Source organism: Corallococcus sp. M7, from assembly GCF_054512695.1.
In genome coordinates, this window is the sequence record NZ_CM137252.1 from 3,886,116 (window position 1) to 3,910,747 (window position 24,632).

The window sequence follows — 24,632 nt, forward strand, 5'->3', positions numbered from 1 at the left end:
GACCGGCGACGGAAGCCCGCTTCCGTCCGGAGGGCACTTCTCTTCCGCTCAGGAGGCGCGGGCGGTAGGGCCTGCCTGTCCGGCCGGTTTCGCTGTACGACGGGCGGCTTCCGCCTCCAGCGCGCGGCGCAGGGTGGCGAGCAGGTGCTCGGCCTCTCCCTCGCGCAGGGCACGGCCGCCGAAGCGGGCCTCCAGGTAGCGGCGGGTGAGGGGCGTCAGCGCCAGCGCCAGCGGATGGCCCTCACCCGCCAGGCGCGTGGTCAGGTCCTCCAGCGTCTCGTGCTCGAAGCGCGGCACATGGGCCTTCTGGAGCGCCGTGTCCACCCGGTCCAGGAAGCGCGTGGCCTCCAGCACCGGGGCGCGGCCCGTCCAGCGGGAGACGAGGCGGCCCGCGCGCCAGACGACGAAGGCCACGATGGCGGCCGTCACCCACGCGCGCGGCGGGGGCAGGCGGCTGGGGGCTTCGTTCGCGGGAGCGCCGGGCGCACGGCGCGGCGGGCGGACCAGGGCCCTGGCCAGCTCGAACTGGTCGCGGAAGGAGTAGTCGACGACGGAGTTGCGCCAGCGCGCCTCCACCGCTTCGTAGAGGGCGAGCACCTTCTCCAGCAGCACGGAGCCCTGGCTCGTGCGGTTCGACGGCGGCGTCGCATCCACGGTGATGAAGCCCCGCCCCGGGACGAGCACGTGCGTCCAGGCGTGCGCGTCGCCCGCGCGCACCAGGTAGCCCCCGTCCATGCGCGTGCCGCCATAGAAGCCCGTGGCGAGCCGCGCCCCGATGCCCTGCGTGCGCAGCATCAGCGTGAGCGCGGTGGCGAAGTGCTCGCAGTGGCCCGCCTTGCGCACGAAGAGGAACTCCGCCAGCGGATCCTCCGGCGTGCCTGCCTGCTCCAGCGTGTACGCGTAGTCCCGCTGCAGGAAGGCAGCGAGCTTGCGCGCCGCGGCCAGCGGCTCCTTCTCGCCTTGGAGCACCTGCGCCGCCAGCTGGGCGACGCGCGCGTCCAGGTGCTCGGGCAGCGCCAGGAGTTGGTCGCGCTCCGCCTGGACCAGGCCCGGGGACAGGCCCTTCTTCGCGTCCGGCGGCAGGCTGTAGGCCTCGTAGGTGTACGAGGGCGCGGTGATGGTGAAGCGCACCTCGCCGCCGCCCTGGAGCTGCACCGGGCTGTTCCGGGTGCCGGTGGGCGTGTGGGCCATGGCGTTGCCCAGGCGCGAGGGCATCTCCAGGGCAATCAGTGTGCGGGCGCCGTACGCGGGCAACAGCTCGATGCGCTGGTGCAGGAGCGTGTCGCTGGCGGGGCGCAGGGTGATCTGCCGCTCCGTCTGCTGCGGGCCGACGACGTTCGTCCACTCCATGCCGTCGAAGGTGTCGTAGGTGCGGCCCACCCAGTAGGCGTCCAGCGCCTCGCGGCCCGGGTCGGGCGTCAGCGTGGCGCGCAGCACCACGCGCGGGTTGCCCTTGATGGTGCCCGCGCCGCCCAGCCGCACGGTGTTGGAGTAGCCCGCGCTGCTCACCGCGCCCAGGCCCGGCGCCGAGCGCGGCCCCACCATGGCCCAGTTGAGGCGGGGGAAGAGGACGAAGAAGGCCACCGCGCCGGCCACCGCGAACGACACGCCCGCGGACAGAGGCCGCAGCACCGCGCGCACCGGCACGGGCTCGCCGTCCGGCACCGCCGCCTCCACCACGCCCAGCGCCAGCGACAGGCTGGCCAGCACCCCGAAGGCGATGAGGCACAGCGCGTAGGACATGTCGCCCGACAGCGCCGCGCCACCGGCCACCATCAGGAGGCCCGTCAGGTGCGTCTGACCTTCGGCCGCGGCATCCGGCGTGGACAGCATCCGCTGCGCGGCGATGAGGCTCGCGAAGGAGCACGCCGCCACCACCGCGTTCATCAGGCCGGACGTCAGCTGGAGGCCCAGGAGCACCGCCGCGAGCAGCAGCCCCAGCGCGGACAGGCGGGAGAAGCGCGCGACGAGCCGCACGTCGCACAGCGCCAGCACCAGCGCCCCGACGAAGACGCCCAGCACCCACACGGGGAGCTGGCCGGACATGGCCATCGCGGCGAAGGCGGAGCCCGCCGCCAGGTCGCGCAGGACGAGCCGCAGCCTCAAGGGGCGCTTCACGCCGCCTCCCGGGAGTCCGTCCCTGCGTCCGCGCCCTCGAAGCCCACCCACGCGAGCGCCTGGAGGATGCGCCGCTCCTGCGAAGCCCCCGCGGCGGGCCGCAGCGCGCGCTCCGGCAGCTGGAGGCCGACCTCGTGTCCCGCGTCCAGCAGTTGGTGCGCCTGGGCGGCGACCTCCTCACAGCGGCGCTCCAGCGCGTCGCCCGTGAGGCCCGTCTCCAGCGCGAGCTTCCAGATGCGGCGCTCCTCGCGCTCGCGCTCCACCTTCAGGAGGCGCCCCGCCGCGGCGCTCTTCAGCCAGTGGATGCGGCGCGCGTCCTCGTTCGCGCCAAGCTCGCGCAGGCCCGCCACGTCGCCGGTGCCGTCCAGGTGGCGCGGGCTGCCCGCCTCGCCCCGGGGGCCCTTCTCCGCGGGCCCCGGTTCCTTGCAGGCGTAGCCCCGGCGCGGATAGACGAGCAGCGTCCCCTCCAGGGAGAACACGCGCGTCTTGGCGAAGAGGCCCAGGGGCCACGTGGTGGTGACGCGCACGCCGGACAGGCGCACGGGGCCGCGGTGTGGCGCGGCCAGGTCCGCCCGGACGATGTGCTCCCTTCCCGCGGGCAGGTGCCCCAGCTTCCCGGTGCCGGTGAGCGGGGAGAGGTCCTCGGAGAACGTCAGCGCGAAGCCGTGCCCCTTCTTGCGCGACACCGCCCAGCGGTAGGCGAAGGGCTCGCGCGCGAAGGCCGCGTCCGCGCCCACCCGGCGCACCGTCAGGTCGCGCAGGCAGCGCTCCGACAGCACGCCGGACACCACCACCATGCTGAGCAGCAGGCCCAGCAGCAGGTAGAGCAGGTTGTTGCCCGTGTTGAGCGCGCCCAGCCCCACGCCGAACGTCACCACCAGGTACGTGCGGCCCGTCTTCGTCACCGACAGCGTGCGCGGCGGACGGAAGAAGGCGCGCAGCCGCGCCTTGAAGGGGGGACGGGCGGGGGCCTTCACCGGGGCGCCGCCACCTTGCGGGCGATCTCCTCCACCAGGTGCGCCGCCTCGTCCCGCGCGGACACGCCCTGCACGGCGCTCCTCAGGAGCACGCGGTGCGCCCAGCAGGGCACCAGCATGGCGCGCACGTCGCCGGGGGTGACGAAGTCGCGCCCCTCCCACAACGCCTGGGCCCGGGCCGCGGACCCCAGCGCCAGCACCGCGCGGGTGGACGCGCCGCGCTCCAGGTCGCCGTGCTCACGCGTGGCCCGCGCCAGCCGCACCACGTAGTCCGCCACCGCCGCGTCCAGCTTCACGTCCTGGGCGAAGTCGCGCAGCGACGCCAGCTCCTCCGGCCCCGTCACGGCCTCCACCGACGGCAGCGGGGACGCCGCGCCGCGCGTGGTGAGCAGGCGCGCCTCCACGTCCGGCGCAGGGTGGCCCAGGGACAGGCGCACGAGGAAGCGATCCAGCTGCGAGTCCGGCAGCGGATAGGTGCCGGAGAAGTCCACCGGGTTCTGGGTGGCCACCACGGTGAAGGGCGAGGGCAGGGCGTGGGTCTGCCCGTCCAGCGACACCTGGCCCTGGGCCATGCCCTCCAGCAGCGCGGACTGGGTGCGCGGGGGGGCGCGGTTGAGCTCGTCCGCCAGCACCAGCTGCCGGAACAGCGGCCCGGGCCGGAAGGAGAAGGTGGCCGTCTGCGCGTGGAAGACCTGCGCGCCCAGGATGTCCGCCGGCAGCAGGTCCGCGGTGAACTGGATGCGGGAGAAGGACAGGGCGCACGCGCGCGCCAGCGCCTCCGCCAGCGTCGTCTTGCCCACGCCGGGCATGTCCTCCAGCAGCAGGTGCCCGCCGGCCACCACGCAGGTGACGACGCGCCGCACCTCCTCCGGCTTGCCCTGCACGGCGCGGCCAAGCTGGGCGGCGAGCCGCTCCATCACCGCGCGCGCGGAAGCAGGGGAGGGAACGGGACCGAGGACGCGAGCGGGCTGGGTCATCTGGGCGCGGACTCTAGCCCAGGCGAACGCCCGCCGGCACCCTCCAGGCCGCCCGTGTTCCACGCCGGATGCCCGCCTGCCTTGGAGGCGCGGGCGCTTGCCGGGGATTCACACGGCCCGGAGGGCCACCCACACTCAGACGGAGAGGATGTCCTCGGGCGTGTAGTACGCCCGGTGCGTCGTCGGCGAGGACAGCACGCCGAAGTAGCGGAACATCCGCTCGTGGTGCGTGGCCAGGCCGCGCAGCTGCACGGCGCTGTCCTTCAGGCCGTGGGTCAGGATGCCCACCGCGCTGTCCTTGAACTCACGCAGGTGCGCGAAGTCCAGGACCACCTGGCCTTCAATCTGGCTCAGCGCCTGGAGCGAGTTGCGCAGCTCCTGGGCCGTACGGCCGTCCAGCGTTCCTTCCAGGCGCAGCGTGATCCGACCCGCCGCCTCCTCCTCCCGATGAATCTGAAGCCCCGTCATGATCCGCGCTCCCGCTGAGGTGTGCACGTGTGTGCAGCTCGCGATGTAATGGCGGCTGCCGCACGTTGCCGGACCACGACGATGGTCCGGGTTCCCACCGGGGGGTGGGGGTGCACAGCCGGAGCCGAACAGTGCACCTTCACCCGCGATCAGGTCAGTGGCAGGCATGCAACTTCGGCCGGAGTGTTGGCGAGCGAGCGAAGCGCGTGTCACGCAGCGGTCAACCCTTGCGGTCGGTTGTCGTCTGCTCGGCACGCAGGCTGATGGCGCGCTCCTGCTGGGCCTTCAGCTTGCGGAACTCCTTCACGACCTTGGCGGGATAGCCGGCCATGAACTTCACCCGGTTCTCCTTCTTGGCCAGGATGCGCTTGGCCAGCCCGGGGCCCGCGTTGTAGGCGACGAGCGCGCCCTCCACGGAGCCGAAGCGGTTGATGAGGTCCGCCAGGTAGGCCGTGCCCAGGTTCACGTTCGTCTCGAAGTCGAAGAGGTTGGTGTGGCGGCCCAGCCGCCAGCCGGACTTCTCCGCCAGGTACTTGCCCGTGTCCGGCATCACCTGCATGAGGCCCATGGCGCCCACACCGGACACCGCGTAGTTGTTGAAGGAGGACTCGCAGCGGATCAGCGCCACCACCAGCAGCGGATCCAGGTTGTTGCGCTCCGCCTCGCGGACGATGGCCACCGCCAGCCGGCGCTGCTGCCGCTCCGGGAGCCCGGAGGCGCGCACGGCCTCGGCCACGCCCATCTGCTCCGCGCGGAGGTAGTCCGCCTCATCCTCGTACTGCTGCAGCCGGGCCAGGGCGGCCTTGAGCTGTGCGTCCTTCTCCGCCAGCTGCGCCCTCAGGGCAGCGACGTCCGGTGCTTCACCCTGGGCACCCACCGGCACCTGCACCGGGAAAGCCACCGCGTTCGTCCCCACCAGCATCGCCGCCGCCACCATCGCCACCGTCCAACCCCGCATCTCGCCCTCCCCTGGCGCCCCAACCGCCCGCGCCCGCTGACTCGCCCACACCCAGCGGCTAAGCAGGCAACGTGCCAGCGTACGTGGCGTGCGCCAGCTGCCTCACGGATCCTTAAGAGAGGGGCTGAAACAGGACCGGCGCGGCCCACGGCGTCCGGAAAAAATGCCCGGACTGGGAAGTTTGTTTCCCAACCTGACCCTGCAGAAAGCTCCACCTGTTGCCGCGGTGCGCCTGCGTCCCTAGCTTGGGCCCGGTCTGAGTTTCGGGGCCCTATGTGGCGGGAGGCGTGGCGTGTACTGGACCATGGGCATCATCTTGATGGTGTTGTGGGTGATGGGGCTGATCACCGGTTCGACGGAGGGGCAGTGGGTGCACCTCCTCCTGGTGTTCTCGCTCGTCGCGTTCGTGCTGGCCGTCGCGTCGCTCGGGCGCCGGCGGGGGATGGCATGAACCTGCCGGAGCTGGACATGGCGTGGCTGGAGCTGCCGCGGGACAAGGCGGGCTTCGTTCGGCGCGAATGTCCCCGCTGCCAGCGCTCCTTCAAGACGCGGCCCAGCCGCCATGACGCGGGGATGCTTCAGCGGCTGCTCGCGGGCTACTTCCCCTTCGAGAACCTCCACGAGGCGTACACGGCGGAGGAGTTGCCCGCGTGGCACTGCCTGTACTGTGGCCACCGCGCGCTGCCGGACGCGTGGCTCACGCCGGATCAGTCCGCGCACGTGGAGCAGATGGCGCGCGCGTGGGCGAACCACGTGCGGTACGAGCAGCTGGCGTACGTGCAGCGCACGCTGTCCCAGAACCCGCGGCCCACCTTCGTCTCCGTGGCGCCGGAGCCGCTGCCCCGGCCGCTGCCTCCGGACGAGGAGATGCTGCGCACGCTCCCCATGGTCTGCTGCGGGGACGAGGTGCAGGCGCAGTGGGAGTGGGATCAGCCGATGGTCTGTCCGCGCTGCGGCGCGCACCACGGCGGGCTTTCGGGCCGCCAGCAGGTGCATCTGGAGTTCGTGAGCGAGTAGTGGACGGGCAGGGCGCGCGGAGGGCAGGCTCCTTCGCGCGATGAAGCCGTTCCCCGCTGTCCGGGTGGTGTTGCTGGCCCTGCTCCTGTTGGGACCGGCCGCCGTCCACGCCCACGAAGTGGAGGTCGCGCCCGAGGCGGTGAGCGGGTTCGCCGGCTGGGTGGGCGAGGGCATCCGCCACATCCTGGCCGGGGCGGATCATCTCCTCTTCCTCTTCGCCGTGCTGCTGGTGGGCGGCTCGTTCCGGCGGATCCTCCTGCTGGTGACGTCCTTCACGCTGGCGCACTCGCTGACGCTGGTGCTCACCGCCCTGGGCCAGGTGACGCTGGACGCGCGGGGCACCCGGTGGGCGGAGGCCGCGATCGCCGCGTCCATCCTCTACATGGCGCTGGAGAACCTGTTCCTGCGCCAGCACGGGCACCGCGCGGGGCTCACCTTCCTCTTCGGCCTGGTGCATGGGCTGGGCTTCGCGAGCGTGCTCGGCGGCTACGGGGTGGGGACGGCCGTGGTGCCAGCGCTCGTGGGCTTCAACCTGGGGGTGGAGGTGGGGCAGGCGGCGGTGGTGGCCTTCCTGGTTCCCGTGCTGCGGATCGTTCAGCGCAGGCCCCGTCTGCACTCGAAGGTTGTGCGCCTGTCATCCATCTGCCTCGCGGGAGTGGGGCTTTATTGGATGGTTGCTCGTGCGGTCGGTTGAATTGAACCAATAGCGTTCCTAGCTTGCGTCTCACGAGGGTGGGGGAGGGACGCTGATGGGAGCGAGGCATACCCGGCTGGCAGCCGCACTGGCCGCCGCGTGGGAAGCAGAAGTGGTGTCGGCCCGTCGTATGACGGGACTGGCGGAGCGCATGAACGACGCGCGGGTCCGGGCGCGCCTGATGGTGCTGGCCGCCTTCTGCCGCGCCCATGCATCACGGCTCCTGGCCCGTCTGGCGGCGCTGGGGCGCGGGCCGCTGCCGGTTCCTCCGGAAGAAATCGATCTGGATCCGGACACGGTGCTGGAGCTGCGCCGGGAGGGGGCCTTCGCCCGCGCGTCGGCCGCGCGCTATGAGACGACCGCGGAGATGGCGCGCCAGCACGCGGACCTGTCCTCGGCCTGGGTGTGCGAGCTGAACCGGACCGAGGAGCAGGACCGCGCCCGGGAGCTGCTCGCCCTGGCGGAAGGGGCCCTGGCGGCGGTGCGGCGGGGCGAGTCCCAGGCCGTCGCGGCCCCCGCGGATTCCTGAAGACAGGAAGGCCGAGCGCTTGGAATGCGCTCGGCCGGTGACAGTCCCGGCGTCTTGGGCGTATGAATCCGCCCATGGCGAAGGAGAGCTACAACGATCTCATCTTCCAGCTCGGCGACCTGGCCCGGGACGTCCTCTCGGGCAAGCCGAACTGCCCCCGCTCCATGGAACGCGTCTACCGCGCCGAAGAGGTGCTGGAGGCGCGCCGGGATGAGCTGGCGGCCCTGGAAGCGGAGATGAATGACGAGGACGTGGCCTACCAGGACTTCCTGGCGCAGCACGAGGACGAGTGCGCGGCCCAGAAGCAGATCACCGGCAAGTTCCAGAAGGCCGTGACGGCGGTGGAGGGCAAGGTGAAGGGCCTGCGCAAGACGCTGGCCACCCGCCGCGCCGACCTGCGCTACGCCATCGTGGGCCTGAAGAAGCTGGAGGCGAAGCTCGCGGACCTGGAGATGACCACCCAGGATCCGGTGAAGCTGGACGCCGCCAAGCAGAACCTCAAGAAGAACCGCATCGCCCAGATGCGCCTGGCGCGCGAGGTGGAGGACTGGGAGTCCCAGCTGGCGACCGCCCTCACGCCCACCCCCGGTCAGCCCGGCGCGGCCGGCATCCTGGCGCACAAGCGCCTGATCGAGCTGGAGGACGCCGCGGAGGAGCAGAAGCAGCAGCACGACGCCCGCATGGCGGAGCTCGACCAGGCCATCGCCACCAAGGAGGAGGAGATCAAGGGGGCGGAAGATTATCTGGATCAGGCCCTGTTCCTCCTCGGCGAAGAGGTGTATGCCCAGCGCATCGCGGACGGGCAGCTGAACCCCTTCTACCCGCGGTTGGATGTCGCGCAGTGAGGGGTACGCCCACCCTTGGTGCTTGACGTAGGGGACGTGTTTGCTATCTTGCGCCGCTTCCTGGCGGCCGCGGGACCGCGTGTAGCCAGTTCAGTTCATTGATTTCATTGGGCTTTCAGCGCCACGGGCGCTCGCTGTGAGGACGACGTGAAGGGTCTGATTGGCAAGAAGATCGGCATGACCCAGGTGTTCAACGACGAGGGCAACCTCGTTCCGGTGACGGTCATCGACGTCAACACCTGTCTGGTGGTCGGCAAGCGCACCCCGGAGAAGGATCAGTACTCCGCGGTGACCGTGGGCTTCGGCGAAATCCGCGAGAAGATCCTGAACAAGCCGCAGCTCGGCTTCTTCAAGAAGGCCAGCGCCACGCCGCGCCGCCACCTGCGCGAGTTCCGCGTCACGGCCGAGGAGGCCGCGGGCTTCAACGTGGGCGACGCCGTCAAGGCGGACATGTTCAACAAGGGCGAGCTGGTGGACGTCACCGGCGTGACCAAGGGCCGCGGCTTCTCCGGCGTCATGCGCCGCTGGAGCTTCAAGGGCTCGCAGACCAAGACGCACGGTACGCACGAGTATCAGCGTCACCCGGGCGCCATCGGTCAGCGTAAGACGCCGGGCCGTACGTACCCGAACAAGAAGATGCCGGGTCACTACGGCGTCGAGCGCGTCACCACGCAGAACCTGACCGTGGTGGACGTGGACGTGGAGAAGGGCCTGGTGCTCGTGAAGGGCGCGGTCCCCGGCCACAACGACGGCATCGTCATCGTGCGCCCCTCCATCAAGGTGGCCATGCGCGCGCAGCACAAGGCCGCGAAGTAATTCGCAGCCGCTGACGCCGGGGCGCTTCACACCGCGCCCCATTCAACGCCTCGCTTCGGGCACCTTCGGGTGGCCGGGCGGGGCGTTCGTCGTTTCCGGGCCCGGTGTGTTTCGCGCGTCGCGCGCGGGGCCTCGAGGCCTCGCATCCGTCTGGAAACGTTGAGTGCTGGTCGCCCTGGGGGCAAAGGGCGAAAACTTTACCGACTGCCGCTGGGATCCGCTTGCGGTGAATGGGCGCCGTGCTCACATCGCTGTCCCACGCCGGAGCCTCGCCGTCCAAGCAGACGGGTTGCCCTCCGGATCACCCAACGGCCCACCCCCGGGCCGGGCAGGAGATATGAACGCACGCACGCTTCGCGTCTTCGCCGCGCTGAGCCTCTCGCTGACGGCGCTCGGCGCCGCCGCACAGGAAGACGGCGTCCTGGACTCGGCGGTCGTCCGCAACCGGCTCTACAAGCCCGCGGGCCATCCGGAGCTGTCCCTGTCCGTGGGCCTGCCAGTGCAGACGCACCTGACGGCGCACTACTTCTTCGACGTCGGGCTGGCCTACAACCTGTTCGACACGTTCGCGCTGGAGGCACGCGCGGGCTACGCCCTCAGCCGCCACACGGGCCTGGCGCGCTCCATCTCCGAGTCCTTCCTGGACCGCGAGGACAAGCGCGTCACGGACGAGCTGGAGGACATGTGGCGGATGAACCTGCACGGCGTCGTCGGCGCCCGGTGGGCTCCCATCTACGGGAAGATCTCCCTGGTCGCGGACATCCCGGTGCACTTCCAGACGTACCTCTGGGCGGGCGGCGGCCTCACCAACCTCAAGCGCCAGTCGGTCATCCAGTGCACCCAGGTCGTGGACCGGGCCGCGGGCGTCTGTGACAACCGCACGGCCGTGGATGACCGGGGCAGCGCCACGGAGAACTACTGGGTGAAGGAGTCGCGCGTGGCGCCGGTGGTGTCCGCCGCGCTGGGCTTCCGCTTCTTCATCAAGGAGCAGCACGGCATCCGGCTGGAGCTGCGCGACTGGATCTTCAAGGACAGCTACCGCGTGAACCTGCTGCGCGACGACTGGGAGGCCGGCAATCCCACCGGCGAGCCCGCCGGCAGCCCGGGCCTCACGCACCTGGTGCAGTTCGACCTCGGCTACACCTTCTCCTTCTGACCCATTCCTATGCGACCCTTCCGTTCCATCGCGCTCCTCGTTGCCGCGGTGCCTGCCCTCGCGTTCGCGCAAGGCGCCTCTCCGGCGCAGCCGCCGGCCGCTCCGGGTCCGGATGCGACCGCGCCGGCCCCTCCTTCACCGGCCGAGCCGCCGGAGCGTCAGCGCACCGAGCGCGACGCGCCGGCCGTGCCCCAGTCGCAGCCGGAAGCCGCGCCGGCCACGCCGTCCGCGCCCGCCGTCACCGGTGAGGACGACGTGGGGAGCGCTCCGTCTTCCGAGCCGATGGGGGCCCAGGCTCCGGCCGCCACGCCTCCCGCGGACGCGCCGGTGCTGGACACCGGTGAGGCGCCGCGCACCACCGACGCGCAGCAGCAGCGGCTGGTGAATGGCGCGCCGCTCTACAACCCGAACGTCAACGTCCACATCGTCCAGAAGAAGCGCTTCGCGGACGAGGGCAAGCACGAGCTGGTGCTGTATCCCGCCGCCGTGCAGGTGAACGGCAAGTTCACCAACCACGTGGGCACCGCGCTGAGCTACGTCTACCACCTGCAGGAGAACTTCGCCCTCCAGGTGGGCGGCCAGTACAACTGGTACTCCGACGAGAGCGACTTCAACCTGGAGCTCATCGACAAGGTGCGCGAGCAGGCCCAGGCCGCGTCGTCGCTGCTCCTCCAGTGGGGCGCGCACGCGGGCGTGGAAGTGACACCGCTCTACGGCAAGTTCGCCTTCTTCAACAACTCGCTGGCGCAGTTCAGCGTGGTGCTCTCAGGCGGCGCGGGCATTGGCAAGACGCGCCACCTCATCCGCCCGGAGGTGGCCAACGAGGTGGACGGCCAGACGTACCAGGTGCCCGCGCGCTTCGGCGACACGGGCAACAAGTTCCTGGGTGAGGTGGGCGGCGGCTTCCGCGTGCAGTTCGGTGAGAACTACGCCCTCCGCCTGGAGGTCCGCGACCTCATCTACACCGCGCGCGTGGACAAGGTGGATGGCTGCAACCTGGCGGACTTCGAGGCGCTGGAGGCCGCGCGTGCCGCCAACCAGCCCTTCGACGGCCTCTCCTTGAGCGGCAGCTGCAAGGTGGCGAAGTTCGACGGCGTGGACCCGGAGACGAAGAAGAACTACCGCGAGGACATCATCCTCGGGAGGGACCTCGTCGCCGAGCCTTCGTCGGACGTCCTCAACAACGTCAGCTTCTACGCTGGCTTCTCGGTGCTCTTCTAAACCATGTCCCGACTGCTCCGACTCCTCGTCGTCCTCGGGCCCCTCGCCGTGCCCTCGGTGGCCCTCGCCCAGCAGGACGTGGGCACCTACAACCGCGCGCTGTCCGCCTTCAACGAAGGCAAGCTGGACACCGCCGCCCCCCTCTTCGCTCGGCTGGCGGAAGGGGAGGACGCGGACCTGAAGGGCAAGTCCGAGTTCTACCTGGCGCAGACGTTCGCCAAGAAGGACCTGCCCGTCGCGGCCTTCATCTCCTACGCGGCCATCGTCAACGCCGGCCCCAAGCACCCCTCGTACCTCAAGGCCATCGAGGGGCTGGTGGACATGCAGCAGCGGCTGGATGAGCAGAACCTCATCCCCAGCATCCTCAATCAGGCCTACACCGACGAGGTGCGCGACCAGTGGGTCACGCTGCCCAAGGAAGTGCTTGCGCGCATCAACTACCTGGTCGGCACCGCCAGCCAGCGCCGCATGCGCTTCGAGGAGTCCCGCGCGCTGCTGGAGGCCGTGCCCGCCGACAGCCGCGTCTACGCGAAGGCCCGCTACCTGCTGGGCACCGTGCTCGCGGACCCGCGCTTCCCCGGCCGCCCGGGGGAGGGTGAGACGCTGGACAAGGAGGCCATCGCCGCGTTCCAGGCCGTGCTGAACACGAAGGAACCGCAGGTGGAGCTGCCGGAGACGCGTGAGCTGGCGCTGCTGGCCCTGGGCCGCGTGCACTACCGCCGCGGTGAGTACGCGGACGCGGTGAAGGCGTACGAACGCGTGCCCCGCTACGCGCGCTTCTGGGACCAGGCCCTGTTCGAGAACGGCTTCGCCCGCTTCCAGAACGAGGACTTCGGCGGCGCGCTGGGCAGCCTCCAGGCGCTGCACGCGCCGCAGTTCGAGGGCGCCTTCCAGCCCGAGTCGTGGATCCTCAAGGCGACCGTCTATTACTACTCGTGCCTCTACGACGAGGTGAAGACGACGCTGGCCGCGTTCGACGAGCGCTACGGCCCCATGGCGAAGCAGTTGGAGCCCTTCACCGGCGAGGACGTGGCGCCCATCAACGCCTTCAACCTGGTGGCCTCCGAGAACCGCCGCCTGCCGCGCGCCGTGTACCTGTGGATCCGCAACAACGAGCGCATCCGTGAAGTGATGCGGACCCTGTCGCGCGTGGACCAGGAGAAGCGCGCCATCAGTGAAGGCCCGTGGAAGGGGACGCCGTTCGCCGCGCAGACGGTGGCGTCGCTCGAGGACATCCGCACCACGCTGCTCCAGGTGGGCGGCACGCTGGCGAAGAACCGCATCAAGGAGGCCGCGGACAACCTCCGCACCTTCTCCGACCAGGCGGAGATCATCCGCGTGCAGACGGCGCTGGATGAGAAGGACCTCTTCTCCGAGGGCGTGGACCAGAAGGCGCTGCTCTCCCGCCAGACGCTCTACCGCCCGAAGATGCCCGGCGCGGACTACAACTACTGGCGCTTCCAGGGCGAGTTCTGGATCGACGAGATCGGCTACTACCAGTACACGCTCAAGCGGGGCTGCCCCGCTCGCCAGGAGAAGTAGGCCGCGAAGCAGGCAAGTGGGAGCCGGGCGCACCCGGCCCCCTTGAAGAAGCATCCCAAGAGGCCCCGCCACCGTGCGTTTGTCACGGGGGACGGGGCCTCTTCGCGTGATGTTGAGTCCTGGAAGGTGTCCCGGCGTGATCGCGTACGCCGGGGCACAAGGCACGTTCCGGGCCACTTCTCAATCTGGGTACCCGCGTCTACTTTCCGTCGTCCCTCCCAACTGGGCAGAAGTTTTCCCAGGCAGGCGAGGCGCGGTTCTCCAGGAGCTCGCATGAAGGTGGTTCTTCGGTTCGGTGCACTGGCGGTGGGCGTCGCGCTCGCGGCCGGTGGGGTGGGGGAGGCGGCGGAGGAGACGGCACCGCCGCGCAAGGTGGCGACGAAGAAGTCCTCCTCGAAGGCGGCGGCCAGGAAGGCCGAGGCCGCGAGCAAGAAGGACAAGGAGGAGGCGAAGAAGGCGGAGCTGCCGCCCGGTGTGGCGCCCCAGGACATGCGCAAGGGCCCGGCGCGGGTGAAGCCCGCCACGGCCAAGTTCGCGGACACGCCGCGCATCGCGGACTCCAAGAAGGACGCGCTCGCGGACAAGAAGCGCGACGAGGCCATCGAAGGCTTCAAGCGCCTCATCCCCAAGCTGCAGGAGACCTCCACGCAGAAGGCGGAGATGCAGTACCGCCTGTCGGAGCTCTACTGGGAGAAGTCCAAGTACCTCTACCAGCTGGAGATGGAGAAGTTCCTCGCGGCGGAGAAGGCCTACGACGCCGCCGTGGCTCGCGGTGAGAAGGCCACCGCGCCGGAGCAGGACCACCGCGAGTCCGAGCGCTACCGCGCGGAGACGATGCGCATCTACGAGGCCATCCTCAGCGAGTACCCGGACTACCCGGCCCGCGACGAGGTCCTCTTCTCCCTGGGCTACAACCTCTACGAGCTCAACCGCCGCGAGGACGCGGTGAAGCGCTACGAGGAGCTGATCCGCGACTTCCCGAAGTCGCAGTTCGTCCCGGACGCGTACATCCAGCTGGGCAACCACTACTTCGAGAACAACAAGCTCGCGCCCGCCAAGGAGAACTACGAGAAGGCGCGCGACTCCGGCGTTCCCAAGATCTACGCCTACGCCACCTACAAGCTGTCCTGGTGTGACTTCAACGCGGGCGACCTGGACGCGGGCCTGAAGAAGCTCCACGAGGTGGTGGACTACGCGAGCCAGCGCGGCGAGGAGCTGGGCGACCTGCGCACGGAGGCCCTCAACGACCTCACCGTCTTCTACGTCCAGTTGGATCAGCCGAAGGAGGCGCTCGCCTACTTCAAGCAGAAGGCTCCGGCCAAGCGCCAGGGCCGGCTGCTCGCGAAGACGGCCGCGGGCCTGGTGGACGCGGGCCACTTCGACAGCGCCATCCTGGTGTACCGCACGCTCATCGACGACGCGCCCATGGGCGCGAACGCGCCGGAGTACCAGCAGGCCGTGGTGCGCGCGTTCGAGGGGCTGCGTCAGCGCCAGCAGGTCCGCAAGGAGATGAAGCGGATGGTGGACCTCTACCGCCCGGGTGGCGAGTGGTGGACCGCCAACGCCAGCAACGCGGGCGTGCTGCGCAACGCCTTCAGCGTCACCGAAGAGGCGATGCGCGTGATGGTCACCGAGTACCACCAGGAGGCGCAGAAGACGCGCCAGGTGGAGACCTACCGGCTCGCGCGCGACATCTACAAGCAGTACGTGGACGCGTTCGCCTCCAGCGACAACCCGGAGTTCGTGGCGGACTCCGCCTTCAACATCCGCTTCTTCTACGCCGAAATCCTGTGGGCCCTGGAGGAGTGGGAGGCCGCCGCCGGCGAGTACGACGCCGTGGTGGCGTTCAAGATTCCGGACCGCGACTCCGCGAAGGAGGTCTCCAACGAGGCCTACCGCAAGAGCGCCTCGTACAACGCGGTGCTCGCCTACGACAAGCTCGTCAAGATCGAGCGCGGCCAGATTGCCAAGAGCGACCTGAAGGACGGCCAGAAGGTCGACGAGAAGAAGGACAAGGGCGACGTCGCCAAGCAGAAGCTGGTGAAGCGCGACGCCAAGGAGCAGGCCGAGCAGCCGCTCACCAAGTTCGAGGACCGGCTGGTCGCCGCGTGTGACACGTACAACAACCTCTACCCGGGCAACCAGGATGAGATCGACCTGCGCTACCAGGCCGCCGTCATCCTCTACGACCGCGCGCACTTCGTGGACGCGGCCCGCCGCTTCGGGGAGATCATCGAGAAGTTCCCGGAGGAGCGCCGCTCGCGCGACGCCGCGGACCTGACCATGTACGTGCTGGAGAGCCGCGAGGAGTGGAAGGAACTCAATACGCTCTCGCGCAAGTTCCTCTCCAACAAGAAGCTGTCCAAGCCCGGCTCGGACTTCGCCCTGCGCGTGGCCCGCGTGGTGGAGGGCAGCCAGTACAAGTACGTGGATGAGGTCGTCTACAAGAAGGAGAAGAACCCGGCGAAGGCCGCCGAGGAGTTCCTGTCCTTCGTGACGGAGTTCCCCAAGTCGGAGAACGCGGACCGCGCGCTCACCTACGCGATGGTCATCGCGCAGGAGGCCGGTGAGGTGGACAAGGGCATCACCGCCGGTGAGCGCGTCCTCAAGGAGTACCCGAACAGCAACTTCGAGCTGCAGACGCGCTACACGCTGTCTGGCCTCTACGAGAAGGTCGCCGAGTTCAAGAAGGCCGCGGCCATGTCCGAGTCCTTCGTGGCCGAGTACGACGCGGCCATCAAGGCCCGCGAGACACAGTCGAAGAAGGACAAGGAGAAGAAGGCCAAGGCCACCCCCGTCGCGAAGAAGGACGACACGCCGGGCGCCGTGGAGGACGCGGAGTCCAAGCGCGCGCAGAAGGCCGCCGAGCGCAAGGCGCAGGTGGACGCGGCGGGCGAGTGGGTGGCGGATGCCCTCTTCAACGCGGGCGTCTGGTACGACGGCCTGGGCGAGTCCCAGAAGGCCGTGACGGCGTGGAACAACTACCTGGCGCGCTTCAAGGACCGCAAGGACGTGCCGCAGGTGGCCTTCTCCATCGGCCTCGTCTGGGAGAAGGAGAAGAAGTGGGGCGACGCGGCCCGCGCCTTCAACCGGTTCGTGGAGGACTACGGCCGCGACTCGCGCACCGCCGCGGGGCAGGCGTACCTGGCGCGGTACCATGAGCTGCTCGCGTACCAGAAGATGAAGGACGTGCGCGGCCAGGAGAAGGCGCAGGACGAGCTGGTGCGCGGCTGGAACAAGCTTCCGGAGGGCGTGCGCAAGGACACCGCGGTGCTCAACGCGTACGGCCACGCGCGCTTCCTGGCGCTGGAGCCCACGTGGAAGCGCTTCAGCGACATCAAGTTCACGCGCGTCTCCACCATCCGCCGCGACCTGACGAACAAGCAGAAGGAGATGCAGCGCGTGGAGAAGGAGTACGCGGCGGTGCTCGCCACGGGCTCCGGCGAGTGGGGCATCGCGGCGCTGACCCGCATCGGCCTCGCGTACGCGGACTTCGCTCGCAACATCATGGACTCGCCGGATCCGTCCGGTCTGGATGACGAACAGCTCAGCATGTACCGCGGCGAGCTGGAGAACCTGGCGCTCCCGCTGGAGGACAAGTCCAACGAGGCGCTGGAGAAGGGCCTCCAGAAGGCCTACGAGCTGGGCATCTACAGCGAGTGGACGCTGGCCGCGCAGGATCAGATCAACAAGCTGCGCCCGGGTGCCTACGCCCAGGTGAAGCCGGTGACGTACCGGGGCAGCAGTGATTCGCGCATCGCCTCGGGCGTGCTGAAGGACCTCAACGGCCCCATCAGCGCCTCCGCGGAGCCGAAGCCCGCCGCGACGACTCCCGCGCCGGAAGCGGTGCCCGCCGAGGGCGCGAAGCCCGCCGCTCCCGAGGGCACGGACGCCGCGAAGCCTGAACCCACCGCGTCGCTCGAGGGGGTGCGGCCGTGAAGACGAACCAGAGCATCGACATCAGCAGCCAGTTGAAGGGGATGGGGACGACGGGGATGAACGGCTTTCGCACCAAGCGCATGTTCCTGGCGGGGGCCTTCGCCTTCGCCTTCACCACGGCCTGCGCCACGGGCCCCAGGCCCACGCCCGTCGCGATGAACGCGGTGGAGAAGCCCGCCGTCACGGTCCCCGCCGCGCCCCCTCCCGCCCCGGCACAGAAGGGCGACGCGGATGGCCAGTTCGCCGAGGCCCTGAAGGCCTACGAGGCCGGCGACCTGGACGCCGCTCGCAAGGGCTTCGAGGCCGTCGTGGACCAGCAGCCCAAGGCGCTCAACGCGCGCTTCAACCTGGGCGTCATCGCGGAGAAGCAGGGCCGCCCGGCGGACGCCCGCGTGGCGTACGAGCAGGTGTTGGCCCTGGACCCGGCGCACACGCCGTCCGTGATGAACCTGGGGCTGATGCACCGGCACGAGGGCCAGCTGGACGAGGCCCTCTCGCTGTACACGAAGGCGCTCCAGACGCCGGGCCATGAGCACGACGAGCCCGTGCTCAACGCGCTGGCCGCGACGTACCGGCTGGCGGGCAAGCTGGACGAGGCGGAGGCCACCGGCCGGCGCGTGCTCGCGCGCAGCAAGGACAACCCGGAGGCGTACAAGACGCTGGCGCTGGTGGCGTACGACCGGGGCCAGTACCGCCTGGCGGAGCTGCTGGTCGTCAACGCGCGCAAGGTGGCGCAGGACGACCCGGCCATCTCCAACACGCTGGGGATGATCTACCTGAAGATGGACGACCGGCCGCGCGCCCTGGCCCAGTTCCAGAAGGCCGTGTCGCTGGATGACAACTTCGCGCCCGGCCACCTCAACCTGGGCGCCCTGGCGCTGAGCTACCGCGACTACGCGGGCGCGGAGAAGGCCTTCACCAAGGCCCTGTCCCTGGAGCCGGACGGCCTGGAGGGCCAGCTGTACCTGGCGTACGCGCTGGACGGGCAGAAGGGCCTGGATCCGAAGAAGGGCGTCGCCGCGGGCGAGGCGTTCGAGAAGGTGCTCGCGCGCGCCGCGGACAAGCCGGAGGCGGTGTGCGGCGCGGGCTGGGCGTACGCGTCCGAGCGTGCGGCCTACGAGAAGGCCATCGCGTTCCTGGACCGCTGCAAGGAGCTGTCCTCCACGACTGAGCAGGACAAGCAGCTCATCACCGCCAAGGTGAACGGCCTGCAGAACATGCTCAAGAACCCGCCGCCGGCGCCGGCTCCGGCCGCCACCGCGGAGGCCGAGGGCGAGCAGAAGAAGGACGCTGAAGCCACCGGGGGCGCGGGCTCGTCCGTGATGAATCAGATTCCCCAGGACGCGAACGCTCCCGAGCAGGAGGCCCCGGCCGAAGGCGCCACCGAGGCGGCTCCGGAGACGGCACCCGAGGCCGCTCCCGCTGCCCCCGCGTCCGACGATGCGTCCGGCAATGGACAGACGGCTCCGACGCCTGCTCCGACGCCCTGAAGAAACAACAGTCGTCCCGGCGGGAAGGACGAGAACTTTCTTCCCGCCTTTAGCCACCCAGGTGCAAGCGGCCGGGCGGCTCCCTTAGAATCCAGGGACTTGGCGTTGGTGCGAGCCCTGCAATGGAATCCGAGAAGCGGGCCTGGCGGAGACATCTCATGAAACGACTGCTGGCAGCGATGGTGATGGTGGGAGGGCTGGGGGTGGCGGCTCCCGCCCTGGCTCAGGACGGCAAGGACTCGGTGAAGATCATCCAGGAGGAGGATCGCACCGTGTACCGCAAGAAGACGGTGATTGATTTCACGGATGTGGCGGTGGAGGGCGAGCTCACCAAGCCGGAAGGCTCCTACGTCCTCAACCGCAAGAAGACGGATTTCCAAAGCCTCATCAAGGTCCGGGAGAACTTCGACCCGGAGCTTCAGAAGTCCGCGGACAATCTCTAGACAGCACAGGTGGCGTTGAACGTTTTCGGGACGGGAAGGGAAGAAGGAAGAACTTCATGGCGGCGGCGAGAAAAAACGGATTGACGCTTCGGATCACCACCCCGGACGGCTCCATCCAGGAGACGGTTTCGGAGGCGGAGAGTGTCATCGTGGGGTCGGGCGCCCAGGCGGCGGTGAAGATTCAGGATCCGCGCGTGTCCAACCTCCACGTGATGCTGAAGGTGGACAACGATGGCTCCGTGACGGCCATCGACCTGGGCAGTGAAGGCGGCACCCAGGTGTCCGGGCAGAAGCTCATCATCCCCACGGCGCTCAAGCCCGGGGATGTGCTCACGGTGGGAACCTCCCAGGTGGAGGTGCTCTTCGGTGACGCGCCCCGGCCGGTGGCTCCGGCGGCGGCGGTGGCTCAGCCCGGCGTGTTCCAGCAGCGCCCGGTGATGCCCCCATCGGCTCCGGTGTCGGCTCCGGCCGCGCATGCGGCGCCGGTGCCTCCCAACATGCGGCAGGCGCCTCCGCCTCCGCGGCCCGCGATGAACGCGGCGCCCACGAACGTGGTGGGCACGGTGAGCACGCCGCGCTCCGCTCCGGCGGGCGCGCTGGGCACGCAGGTGTCCCCGAACGTGACGTCCACGCCGGTGTTCGGCCCTCCGCCGCCTCCGGTCGCGGCTCGCAAGGCCACGCCGCCCCAGGTGGCCCAGGCCCGCAAGCCGCAGCCTCCGCCGCACCTGCAGGAGCCGCTGCCGAAGGACGCGCAGCCCACGCCGGACGCGAAGGTGCTCCAGGTCTCCATGCTCTGGGGCGACCAGATGCTGGAGGTCCAGCACTTCAAGGACGGCGCGCCGGTCACCATCGGCGAGGCCGCGAAGAACACCTTCACCGTGTTCTCGCCGCAGGTGGGCAAGCGCCACGTGCTCGCGGTGAGCAAGGGCGACAAGCTGGAGCTGCGCGCTCCGGCGGGCTCCGGCGTCTTCGTCACCAACAACGGTGACGTGCGCACGAAGGACGCGCTGCGCGCCGCGGGCCAGCTCAACAACGCCACGGCGGACCAGGAGCAGCTCTTCACCCTGGGCCTGCATGACCGGGCGGAGGTGTCGCTGGGCACGGTGGCGTTCGTGATGCGCTACGTGAAGCCGTCGCCGGCCATCCTGGCGACGTCGCTGTCCGACCGCGACTTCAGCTTCTTCAAGATCGCCGCCATCTGCATCCTCGCGGCGGCGGCGTTCGTCACCGCCATGGTGCTGACGCCGCACACGGATACGAAGTCCGCGGACGACGTCTTCGAGTCCCAGCAGCGCGTGGCCAAGTTCCTCATCGCCCCGGAGAAGAAGGTGGAGGCGAAGAAGCTCCAGCTCTCCGGCGTGGAGGAGGGGGCCAAGGCCAAGGACGAAGAGGGCAAGTTCGGCAAGCAGGAGGCGAAGCAGGAGGAGGCCGCGCCCTCCAAGCCGGGCACCCCGGTGGTGGACAAGTCCAAGAAGGAGAAGGACCGCCAGGTGGTGGGCAAGGTGGGCCTCCTCGGCGCGCTCAAGGGCATGAAGGGTGGCGCTTCCGACGTGTTCGGTCCGGGCGGCATCGGCACGGGCATCAACAACTCGCTGGGCGGCCTCAAGGGCGGCGCGGCCATGGGTGACGCGCACGGCGTGGGCGGCCTGGGTTCGCGTGGCACGGGCAACGGCGGTGGCGGCACGGCGCTGGGCATCGGCGGCCTGGGCACCCAGGGCAACGGCCGGGGCACGGGCGGCTCGGGCGGCATCGACCTGGGCGGCCGTGGCAAGTCCGTCACCAAGGTCATCCCCGGCAAGACGACGGTGATTGGCGGCCTGGACAAGGACGTCATCGCCAAGGTCATCCGGCGGCACCAGAACGAGATCAAGTACTGCTACGAGTCGGAGCTGAACAAGAACCCGTCGCTGGCCGGCAAGGTCGCGGTGGCCTTCACCATCGACCCGGCCGGCGCGGTGGCGGACGCCAGCGTGTCCGAGTCCACGCTGGGCAGCTCTCCCGCGGAGCAGTGCATGATCTCCCGCATCCGCCGCTGGAAGTTCCCGGAGCCCAAGGGCGGCGGCGTGGTGAACGTGACGTACCCCTGGCTGTTCTCGCCCTCGGGCGCTGACGCCGCGGAGTAACGGCACCCACCGCGATTCGTAGACTGGAAGACCGAAATGGCGTGGACGAAACGGTCCACGCCATTTTCGTTTTTCCCCGCTGCCGTTTCGTGCCGGGCGTCACTACTGTCCGTGCCACTGCTGCCAGGCGTGCAAGGGAGCAGGAGGACAACGTGACGGGAGGAGTCGTGAGGAAGTCGCTGCTGTTGGCCGCGCTCGCGCTGGCGACGCCGGCCCTGGGGGCCACGCCGCCGGAGGGCGTGCCGTTCGAGCCGCGCCGGGGGTTCTTCACCGAGACCGACGTCGGGGTCTTCTTCACGGTGGGCGGCGAGAACAGCTACTCCAACGCGCAGTCGTACGTGCAGTTGGGCATTGGCTACGACCTGACGGAGCGCATCTCGCTGGGGGCCCACTTCGCGCTGGGCTCCTCCGCGCAGAACTGCTTCGCGGGCTACCTGCCGGACTCCAACGTCTGCGCGCTGTCCGACAACTTCACCGTGGCCTTTGGCGACCTGACGGCCGCGTACCACGTGCAATTGGCCAACCGCTTCTACCTGACGCCCAAGGTGGCGGCGGGCTACACGCGGTTGGATCCCCGGCCGGTGGATCCGGAGAAGGGCGACCCGGGCCAGGCCATCAACGCCTTCAACGCGGGCCTGGGCGTGGGCGTGGAGTACGCGACGTCCTTCGACCACTTCTCCGTGGGCGCGGATCTGCTCGGCCGCTACATCATCGGGCCGAACATCATGTCGTTCGCGGTGTTCCCGCGCGTGAAGTACACGTTCTGAAGCGGGCTACGAGCCCAGACAGAACGCGGCGGCCTTCAGGGCGTGGATGGCCGTGGTGTCGAACACCGGCACGGACGCGTCGCCGGGTTTGATCAACAGGGTGATCTCCGTGCAGCCCAGGATGATGCCCTGGGCGCCCCGGCGGACCAGACCCTCCATGATGCGCTGGTAGCGCTCCCGGGAGACGGCCTTCACCTGGCCCAGGCACAGCTCTTGGTAGATGACGTCATGGACCTCCTGGCGCTCCGCGTCGGTGGGCACCAGGACCTCCAGGCCTGACTCCGCGAGCCTGCCTTTGTAGAAGTCCTGCTCCATCGTGTAGCGCGTCCCGAGCAGGCCCACGGTCTTCACCTTCGCGCCCAGCACCTCCTGCGCGGTCGCCTCCGCGATGTGCAGGAAGGGGATGCGGATGGCGGAGGTGATGGCCGGCGCCAGCTTGTGCATGGTGTTGGTGCACAGCACCAGGGCCTCGGCCCCCGCGCGTTCCAGCGCTTGGGCGGCGTCGCACAGGATGCGGGCCGCGTCGTCCCATCGGCCGGCGCTCTGGGCGTGTTCAATCTCCTGGAAGTCCACGCTGTAGAGGACGACCTTCGCGGAGTGGTGGCCCCCCAGCGCCTGCTTCACGTGCTCGTTGATCCGCCGGTAGTACTCCGCCGTGGACTCCCAGCTCATCCCGCCCAGCAAGCCAATCGTCTTCATTTGGGTTGTTCCCTCCCGTATCGGGCGTATCCGGCGGGCGTGCGGCCCACGATGCGCCGGAAGTCGCGGATGAAGTGGACCTGGTCGAAGTAGCCCAGCTCCAGCGCCAGCCGCGCCAGCTCCGGGGGCGGTGATTCGCGCAGCCGCTCCGCGGCCTCATGCAGGCGGTAGCGCTGGATGACCCACTTGGGGTTCACGCCCACGTAGCGGTTGAACAGCCGTTGGACCGTGCGCAGCCCCGGGCCTTCGGGCGTGAGCAGGTCCTCCACCTTCGTCACCGCGCGGTCCTCCAGGATGCGCGTGACGAGCCCCTGCACGAGCGCCACGTTCGGATCCGGCGCGGGCAGGCGGGTCCGCAGGAAGGCCTCCGCCAGGGCGATGCGCTCGCGGTCCGCGTCGCGCGTGACGTCGGTGGCGAGGATGGCGGCTTCCAACTCAAGCGCCTCCGGGCCCAGCAGCGTGCCCGGCGGGACGGCGCGCCGCGTGAGCGCGGACACGGGTGTGCCCACGAAGGGGAAGAAGCCACCGGGCCGGAACTTGATGCTGAACACGCCGCCCAGGCCCTCCAGCGTGATGGAGAAGCGGCCCGGGTGCGGGCCTCCCACGCGCGACGTGCCGTCCTGGAAGGCCCAGTGCACGGACGGGTGGCTGAGGCTCTGCTGGAGGTAGGGCGGCTGTCCGCGCAGATCCCACCGCACGGCCCAGAAGTGTTCGACCCACGGGCGCAGGTCCTCCGCGGGCAGGACGCGGACGTGCTCGAAGTGCCGGGCATCCGGGCGGGGATACAGCAGGCCCCGAGGCTTTCCCGCGTTCGACTCCACCCGCCGTGCCGCCTCCCTCGGGACGTCCGTGTCCTGACGCGTTTCTACTACCGCTTCGACGGACGCCGGACACGTGCCCCGTCCTGGCGGGCGGATTCAGCTCCGTCGCTCGTGTGCTCACCCTGAAAGTCACCCTCGCGGTTCTTTCCAGGTAAGCCCATGACCCCCGTTATCCGTTCCCATGCCCGTGTGTGGGTGCTGGTGCTGTCGTTGCTGTCCGTCCCCGCCTTCGCGCAGGGCATCCCGGACCTGCCGTCCGCGGAGGCGTGCTGGGGCCAGGTGCCGGACGCGGACCATGACGGCGTGAGCGACAGCTGCGAGCTCCAGGTGGCCGCGGCCTTCATGCCCACGCTGTGGATTGCCCAGGGCGAGAAGGGCGTGGCGCGCCGGCCGTACTTCGCGGCGCGGCCGCTCAACTCCGCCCTGCGCACGCTGCGCATCTTCTACCTGGCCGCGTATTACGAGGACCACGGCATCCCGAGCCTGGGCATCTTCAACGTCTTCACCCACGACGGGGACTCCGAGTTCCAGGTGCTGGACGTGCACTACACCGACGGCCGCTGGTACCTGGACCAGGCCTTCCTGTCCGCGCACCTGGAGACGGCGTGCGACTCCTCGGGCTGGTACGGCTACGCGCAGCTCGAGTACGCGGGGGCGTACCGGGGCGCGCCGCGCATCTACGTGGCCGTGAACAAGCACGGCTCCTACGCCTCGAAGGCCGCCTGCGACCGGGGCTGCTACTTCACCGACAGCTGCTCCCAGGGCCGTCAGGAGGCGTTGGACCCGGGCAACCAGCTCGCGGGCCGCAACGTGGGCTCCATCAGCCTCCCGTTGATCAACGCCGTCACCGTCCATGGCCAGACGGAGCGGCTCCTGGACGACGTGGAGTTCAAGGGCTGGGACGACCAGGCGGGCAAGAGCAACTCCACGCCGTACCGCGCCCGGCTCGTCCGCTTCGGTTTCTGAGTCCGGAACGAAGAAGGGGCCGCCACCCGCGAAGGTGACGGCCCCTGGATGCTTTCAGGCGCTTTC

The 24,632-nt window shown here is 69.8% G+C and carries 22 protein-coding genes; 15 read left to right on the forward strand and 7 right to left on the reverse strand.

Translation table 11 applies throughout. The features are described 5' to 3' along the window. Positions 1–48: 48 nt before the first annotated feature. The 5 genes from ACX114_RS15965 to ACX114_RS15985 form a co-directional block, all read right to left on the reverse strand. Positions 49–2,118, reverse strand: coding sequence for a transglutaminase TgpA family protein (locus tag ACX114_RS15965; protein ID WP_459298948.1), 2,070 nt, complete (start codon positions 2,116–2,118; stop codon positions 49–51). Further along, positions 2,115–3,095: a DUF58 domain-containing protein gene (locus tag ACX114_RS15970; RefSeq protein ID WP_459298949.1), complete on the reverse strand. Its 981-nt coding sequence runs from the start codon at positions 3,093–3,095 to the stop codon at positions 2,115–2,117. The genes ACX114_RS15965 and ACX114_RS15970 overlap by 4 nt, the downstream gene beginning before the upstream one ends. Continuing rightward, positions 3,092–4,072: an AAA family ATPase gene (locus tag ACX114_RS15975; protein WP_120590647.1), complete on the reverse strand. Its 981-nt coding sequence runs from the start codon at positions 4,070–4,072 to the stop codon at positions 3,092–3,094. Before ACX114_RS15975 ends, ACX114_RS15970 begins: the two co-directional genes overlap by 4 nt. A gap of 135 nt (positions 4,073–4,207) precedes the next feature. Beyond that, entirely contained in the window at positions 4,208–4,540 is a 333-nt protein-coding gene (locus ACX114_RS15980) for an STAS domain-containing protein (protein ID WP_459298950.1), read from the reverse strand. A 220-nt stretch (positions 4,541–4,760) separates the two neighbouring features. Continuing rightward, positions 4,761–5,498: a lytic transglycosylase domain-containing protein gene (locus ACX114_RS15985; RefSeq protein ID WP_459298951.1), complete on the reverse strand. Its 738-nt coding sequence runs from the start codon at positions 5,496–5,498 to the stop codon at positions 4,761–4,763. 304 nt (positions 5,499–5,802) lie between these two features. Here ACX114_RS15985 and ACX114_RS15990 point away from each other — a divergent pair, with 304 nt between their 5' ends. The 14 genes from ACX114_RS15990 to cglE all read left to right on the forward strand — a co-directional run bounded on the left by ACX114_RS15990 (position 5,803) and on the right by cglE (position 22,080). Next, the gene (locus tag ACX114_RS15990) at positions 5,803–5,949 is read left to right on the forward strand and encodes a lmo0937 family membrane protein (protein WP_459298952.1); all 147 of its coding nucleotides are present in this window, start codon (positions 5,803–5,805) and stop codon (positions 5,947–5,949) included. Next, on the forward strand, positions 5,946–6,515 hold the full coding sequence (locus ACX114_RS15995) for a hypothetical protein (RefSeq protein WP_459298953.1): 570 nt from the start codon (positions 5,946–5,948) through the stop codon (positions 6,513–6,515). Before ACX114_RS15990 ends, ACX114_RS15995 begins: the two co-directional genes overlap by 4 nt. 40 nt (positions 6,516–6,555) lie before the next feature. After that, positions 6,556–7,209 (forward strand): HupE/UreJ family protein, encoded by a 654-nt coding sequence (locus tag ACX114_RS16000; protein WP_459298954.1) that lies wholly within the window; start codon positions 6,556–6,558, stop codon positions 7,207–7,209. 115 nt (positions 7,210–7,324) lie between these two features. Continuing rightward, entirely contained in the window at positions 7,325–7,738 is a 414-nt protein-coding gene (locus tag ACX114_RS16005; RefSeq protein WP_223743187.1) for a hypothetical protein, read from the forward strand. Between the two features lie 74 nt (positions 7,739–7,812). Beyond that, positions 7,813–8,583 (forward strand): hypothetical protein, encoded by a 771-nt coding sequence (locus ACX114_RS16010; RefSeq protein ID WP_459298955.1) that lies wholly within the window; start codon positions 7,813–7,815, stop codon positions 8,581–8,583. Between the two features lie 147 nt (positions 8,584–8,730). Beyond that, positions 8,731–9,399, forward strand: a complete 669-nt coding sequence (rplC, locus tag ACX114_RS16015; protein WP_459298956.1) for a 50S ribosomal protein L3 — start codon at positions 8,731–8,733, stop codon at positions 9,397–9,399. 337 nt (positions 9,400–9,736) lie between these two features. Continuing rightward, a complete protein-coding gene (locus ACX114_RS16020; protein WP_459298957.1) occupies positions 9,737–10,555 on the forward strand; it encodes an outer membrane beta-barrel domain-containing protein in 819 nt (272 codons plus the stop codon). A gap of 9 nt (positions 10,556–10,564) precedes the next feature. Continuing rightward, positions 10,565–11,776: an outer membrane beta-barrel domain-containing protein gene (locus ACX114_RS16025; protein ID WP_459298958.1), complete on the forward strand. Its 1,212-nt coding sequence runs from the start codon at positions 10,565–10,567 to the stop codon at positions 11,774–11,776. A gap of 3 nt (positions 11,777–11,779) precedes the next feature. Beyond that, positions 11,780–13,318, forward strand: a complete 1,539-nt coding sequence (locus tag ACX114_RS16030) for a tetratricopeptide repeat protein (RefSeq protein ID WP_459298959.1) — start codon at positions 11,780–11,782, stop codon at positions 13,316–13,318. Between the two features lie 273 nt (positions 13,319–13,591). Next, positions 13,592–17,257, forward strand: a complete 3,666-nt coding sequence (locus ACX114_RS16035; protein WP_459298960.1) for a tetratricopeptide repeat protein — start codon at positions 13,592–13,594, stop codon at positions 17,255–17,257. Further along, complete coding sequence (locus tag ACX114_RS16040; RefSeq protein WP_459298961.1) at positions 17,254–18,747, forward strand: tetratricopeptide repeat protein; 1,494 nt, start codon at positions 17,254–17,256, stop codon at positions 18,745–18,747. Before ACX114_RS16035 ends, ACX114_RS16040 begins: the two co-directional genes overlap by 4 nt. A gap of 158 nt (positions 18,748–18,905) precedes the next feature. Continuing rightward, a complete protein-coding gene (locus ACX114_RS16045) occupies positions 18,906–19,190 on the forward strand; it encodes a hypothetical protein (protein ID WP_120547342.1) in 285 nt (94 codons plus the stop codon). Positions 19,191–19,246: 56 nt separating this feature from the next. After that, complete coding sequence (locus ACX114_RS16050) at positions 19,247–21,313, forward strand: TonB family protein (protein WP_459298962.1); 2,067 nt, start codon at positions 19,247–19,249, stop codon at positions 21,311–21,313. Between the two features lie 167 nt (positions 21,314–21,480). Then, positions 21,481–22,080 carry an adventurous gliding motility protein CglE gene (gene cglE, locus ACX114_RS16055; RefSeq protein ID WP_459300181.1) on the forward strand — a complete coding sequence of 200 codons (600 nt, stop codon included), beginning with the start codon at positions 21,481–21,483 and terminating at the stop codon, positions 22,078–22,080. A 6-nt stretch (positions 22,081–22,086) separates the two neighbouring features. Here the strand turns inward: cglE and ACX114_RS16060 are convergent, their stop codons facing one another. Both ACX114_RS16060 and ACX114_RS16065 read right to left on the reverse strand, forming a co-directional pair. Then, positions 22,087–22,779 carry an aspartate/glutamate racemase family protein gene (locus tag ACX114_RS16060; RefSeq protein ID WP_459298963.1) on the reverse strand — a complete coding sequence of 231 codons (693 nt, stop codon included), beginning with the start codon at positions 22,777–22,779 and terminating at the stop codon, positions 22,087–22,089. Further along, positions 22,776–23,600: an AraC family transcriptional regulator gene (locus ACX114_RS16065; RefSeq protein WP_459298964.1), complete on the reverse strand. Its 825-nt coding sequence runs from the start codon at positions 23,598–23,600 to the stop codon at positions 22,776–22,778. Before ACX114_RS16065 ends, ACX114_RS16060 begins: the two co-directional genes overlap by 4 nt. 159 nt (positions 23,601–23,759) lie before the next feature. On the opposite strand from ACX114_RS16065, the gene ACX114_RS16070 reads away from it, so the two are divergent. Further along, positions 23,760–24,566 carry a hypothetical protein gene (locus tag ACX114_RS16070; RefSeq protein WP_459298965.1) on the forward strand — a complete coding sequence of 269 codons (807 nt, stop codon included), beginning with the start codon at positions 23,760–23,762 and terminating at the stop codon, positions 24,564–24,566. Positions 24,567–24,632 lie beyond the last annotated feature (66 nt).